Source organism: Poseidonocella sp. HB161398 (genome assembly GCF_005870025.1).
Lineage (GTDB): Bacteria > Pseudomonadota > Alphaproteobacteria > Rhodobacterales > Rhodobacteraceae > Mangrovicoccus.
On record NZ_VATA01000162.1, the window covers coordinates 1 to 3,963 of the forward strand.

5 protein-coding genes and 2 pseudogenes are annotated in these 3,963 nt (G+C 55.3%); 2 read left to right on the top strand and 5 right to left on the bottom strand.

Features of this window, described 5'->3' with window-relative positions:
* Nucleotides 1-94: 94 nt before the first annotated feature.
* Nucleotides 95-385, top strand: a complete 291-nt coding sequence (locus FGX59_RS37985) for a hypothetical protein (RefSeq protein WP_171061012.1) — start codon at nucleotides 95-97, stop codon at nucleotides 383-385.
* 293 nt (nucleotides 386-678) lie between these two features.
* Here FGX59_RS37985 and FGX59_RS36160 read toward each other — a convergent pair.
* The 5 genes and pseudogenes from FGX59_RS36160 to FGX59_RS36180 form a co-directional block, all read right to left on the bottom strand.
* Nucleotides 679-947, bottom strand: a pseudogene (locus tag FGX59_RS36160) (integrase core domain-containing protein); the annotation flags it as partial.
* Nucleotides 948-1,020: 73 nt separating this feature from the next.
* Nucleotides 1,021-1,218, bottom strand: a complete 198-nt coding sequence (locus FGX59_RS36165; protein ID WP_138473384.1) for a hypothetical protein — start codon at nucleotides 1,216-1,218, stop codon at nucleotides 1,021-1,023.
* The gene (locus FGX59_RS36170) at nucleotides 1,208-1,468 is read right to left on the bottom strand and encodes a hypothetical protein (protein ID WP_138473385.1); all 261 of its coding nucleotides are present in this window, start codon (nucleotides 1,466-1,468) and stop codon (nucleotides 1,208-1,210) included. Before FGX59_RS36170 ends, FGX59_RS36165 begins: the two co-directional genes overlap by 11 nt.
* 164 nt (nucleotides 1,469-1,632) lie before the next feature.
* A pseudogene (locus FGX59_RS36175) lies at nucleotides 1,633-1,851 on the bottom strand (transposase); the annotation flags it as partial.
* A gap of 175 nt (nucleotides 1,852-2,026) precedes the next feature.
* Entirely contained in the window at nucleotides 2,027-3,085 is a 1,059-nt protein-coding gene (locus FGX59_RS36180) for an SGNH/GDSL hydrolase family protein (protein ID WP_138473386.1), read from the bottom strand.
* A gap of 481 nt (nucleotides 3,086-3,566) precedes the next feature.
* On the opposite strand from FGX59_RS36180, the gene FGX59_RS37990 reads away from it, so the two are divergent.
* The gene (locus FGX59_RS37990; protein WP_171061014.1) at nucleotides 3,567-3,725 is read left to right on the top strand and encodes a hypothetical protein; all 159 of its coding nucleotides are present in this window, start codon (nucleotides 3,567-3,569) and stop codon (nucleotides 3,723-3,725) included.
* Nucleotides 3,726-3,963 lie beyond the last annotated feature (238 nt).

A 3,963-nucleotide genomic window follows, 5' to 3' on the forward strand; every position in this document is an offset into this window, starting at 1 on the left:
TTACCGCACGCCCGAGCAGACACGGATCGACATGACTGCCGCAATGGCCGCATAGTGAATATCGGCCCAGTCCGGGATCCGGGGGCAAGCTCAAATGAGCTCTGCTCCCGATTGCCGGAGAATCGCGGAGTTTGTCGACGAGGCGATGGCCGCGGGTGCGCGCCGCGCGCTTGCCTGTGCCGAACTCGGCCTTCATCCGCACACGCTGGGCCGATGGCGCGACCCGGAGGACGGCATCCGGTTGGCCAGCGCGATGATGATGTCCGCGGTGAGTGCATCCTCGCCTGCACGCCCGATCGGCACCTTGCGCTGCGTCGACCGTTGCTGCGTAAGACCGCATGTCTTTTTCACCGGCCCGGTCCTGCCGGATCAGTCTGTATCCTGATCGCGGGGCGGCGGGTTCCGTCCGTTTGCGATGGAGGACGACCTGCGGAACGCCCATGGAACGATCTGCGCCGGAATCGGTATGTCCAGGGACAAGCTTGCGGTCGCGATCGCGGGTGGAGAGCGAGGGGACGAGGTTCTCGGCCTTGGCACGTTCGAGAACCCAGCCGCCAGCGTCGGCAAGCTGCTGAAGACGCTTGCCGGGCGAGGTGACATCTCGGGCTGCGACGAGGCCGGGCCGGCGGGCTACGGCTTCTGCCGGCAGAGGCGCGCGGCTGGCTACGCGTGCTGCGTGGGCGCGCCGTCCCTGATCCCGGTCGCGCTATGGCGGTGCTCGCGATTGTACCAGGCGACAAAGCTCTGGACCCAGGTCCGCGCGGCCCCGATGCTGGCGAAGCCGCGCGGCGGCCAGCCCGGGCGGCACTTGCAGGTCCGGAACAGCGCCTCGGAGAAGGCATTGTCATTGCTCACCCGCGGGCGCCTGAAAGAGGCGGTGATGCCGAGCCGGTCCATCGTCACCTTCATCGTCGCGCCTTTCATCGGACTTCCGCATGCAAAACTAGCGGGCTGGTGACGCATTTCTCGGCCCAGACAGCGCGCTCGAGCAGCGCGGCCGCATTCTCCGCGGTCTCGTGCTCATGGACCTCCCAGCCGGTAATCTTGCGGCTCCAGATCGCCGCCGCCTTTTTTTCTCAGGACGAGGAGCGCCGCGGCTTCCGCCAGCGCCTTCTCCTTGCGCGCCAGTTCCCGTTCCAGGTCCTTGATGCGCTTCCTGTCGTCCCTCGTTTCCCTGGCAATCCGCGCCGAGGCCGTCCGGTCCCAGTCATTCGTCATCTCGCAGGCTTCGCGCCAAAAGGGAGATCTGCTTGGGAAATATCCCGCGGCGGCGGCGATAGTCCCCCAGTTCCGTCTCGTTCAGCGCCGCGAGCTTGTCCCGCGACGTCCAGCCTTCGACATGCGTATCCGCTTCAGGGCAGCAACTTGCCCTTCGCCCGCGCCTCAGCCCCCATTTCGCGAGCGTCGCCCGCAAGATCCCCTCCTCCTTGCCAAGACGGCTAAGAGGAATGTTGTTCGGCGGCAGCATCTTCGCGAGAACCGCCGCCTTTCGTTCTGGTGAGCAAGCCAATCGTCATCCTGTCCCGCCCGCCTCAATGCATAGTTTCAGATCGAAGGCCGGTGACAACTACCCTGCACGAGGGGGGTCTCAGGGGCGCCACCTGTCCAGGGCTGAACCGGTCCGCCCTCCACTCCCGACGTGGCCTTCTTGAGAATGATTTTCTCGAGCATCAGGTCCGAGAACGCCTTGAGCAACCGCTCGTTCTCTTTCTCGAGTTGCTTGAGCCGCTTGACTTGATTGGTCTTCAGCCCGCCGAATTCCTTCTGCCACCGGTGGTAAGTGAACTGTTTCATTCCGATGGACCTCACCGCCTCGGCCACCGACCAGCCCTGCACCACGAGGACGTCCACCTACCGGAGCTTCACGACGATCCCTTCTGGCTTGTGCTTCTCTTGTCCCATCTTCCAATCCTCCATCTGGCTCGAAAGCCTACTTCAGGGAGGGCCATTTTTCAGAGAGCACGCCAACACCCCGTAAAGATCTACGCGCCCTTATTCAATGGGGAGACTTTATGAATAAATTCCCTCATGTATTCATCTGCGAATAGAAGTCCCGAAAAGACTGCTTGAACGAAAGGTAGTCTGGAATTAAGTGATCCAGCGATGTCGCGACGCAGTTTTTTGGAGTCTCGAAGTGAGCCTCTTGCTTTTTGAAAAGTAACGAGCTTATTTTTACCGGGTGAGTTGCGACATCAATTTTCGGTACAAATGGAGACTTTTCTGTGCACCCTAGAGATTTTCCGACGTTGGATCTAAGCGTGAATACTTTTGGTATCTCTACCTGAAACTCATGAAATGAAAGGGTGTGGATATAGTTTTTTACAATACGCCCACCTTCGAAATCTATAACCAGCTCAGATGCGCCGTCAGACCAAGTCTCGATACCCAAAAGGGATCCATCTTGTTCAGAAATCTCAACAGCTGATTCAAGTTGAAAGAGGCTCCGCTCGAAAAGTGAGTTCTTTTTTTCATACTGCCCGGATAGATCACTAGTAAAGAAATTCGACTCCGTATGGCGATGTTTTGATGGCAGCTTTGAGGCTTCAATCCATTGCCTGAGATTTGATCCAAAATGGCACGAAATTGCCTGATTTGGATGAAGTGGTTCGGGTTGTAAGTATCGGGCCTCCATTTCCTGAGGGTCAACGTCCATTAGCGAGTTTGACATGTCGGAAATAAAGAATCCAAATTTTTCACACAACGTTCTGTGAAAGGAGTTAACCTTTAGTGCCTCTTTAACGTTATGCGCATTTGGATTCTTATGCGCTACTGGAAAGAGGACAATTATCGCGGGAAGACCAGTTCTGTAAATCTCTTCGTAAAGCCACGCAATTCTCTCCTTTGCCCTCTCGAGCGTTGCGACTCCCGCCGATACCGCGTGAAAGTCATTAACATTGCTTTCGCTGACTATGACGTCACAATCCAGAACACGGCTTCGGTTTGAAACTATCGCGTGGAGATTCTGCAAAGAAGTGCTTGCGCCAACGGCCAACTTTAAATCTCCGGGTTTACAAAGACCACGTTGAAAGCCGTACCGAAGAATTGAATTTGACCCCCCCAACAAGCACACATTCTTGAATGTCATTGATTTCTCTCCTAGACTCCGCAAGAGATGGCAAGGGTCGTGAGTGGACTGCCAAAACCTTTCGGTTCGGTCCTAATCAGATCGTGCTCATGTTAGCAACTTGCTAATAGGTCGCAGGCAAACTCTGCTCTTCAAGTAAGCGCTGGCAAATAGCCGGTCAATCAAGAGGCAACTCTTCGAGGTTCGGTCATGCGCTGCATGCGATATAGTCTAAGTGCAGCGGGACGCACGGTTGTTTCCGTTGTAGTACATGAGAAGGCAGGTGACTTGACCTTGAATGTTGTGTTTGTTGTCAGAATTGTGTTACGTTCTCTGTAATTCAATTTCCTAGATCACAAATATTGACTACCATGACCTTAAAGGAAAGAAAGTGCGTCATGCCGCAGTCGAAACCTACACTTTAGTTTGACGGAAAATTGCCACCCCGGATACACTTGCCAAGTCGGCGTAATGCCGCGAACTGAGATACAGGATTACTGATATGGCAGCAAACCAGGACCGCACGAAACTTCGTGAGACCGACATGAGAATTCAAATTAAGCTCGAACAACTCGATCTTCTCCAAAAAGAGGTGAGTGCGCTTCGTGACGAACGCAAGGCGCTGGCCGATAAAATTGCGACTGAAGAACCATCGCTGTAGTGGTCGCATCAACGGTGCCCAGTGAATGGGCGCCGTTACTTTTCCTCCGCTAGAGAGCGTCTAGAGTAGCAGTACAGTAGCAGTGCCATCACGCTTTAGGTTGCGTTTTTGGCGTGTTCTAATATAGTCAGTTGTAGTGTGAGATGGCCTTGTTGCACAAATCGTGCGAGGGATTCACTGCATGAATCCAGCATGATAGCCGGTAGGCATGAGCAGTTGGGCCCCTACGAAGTACAAG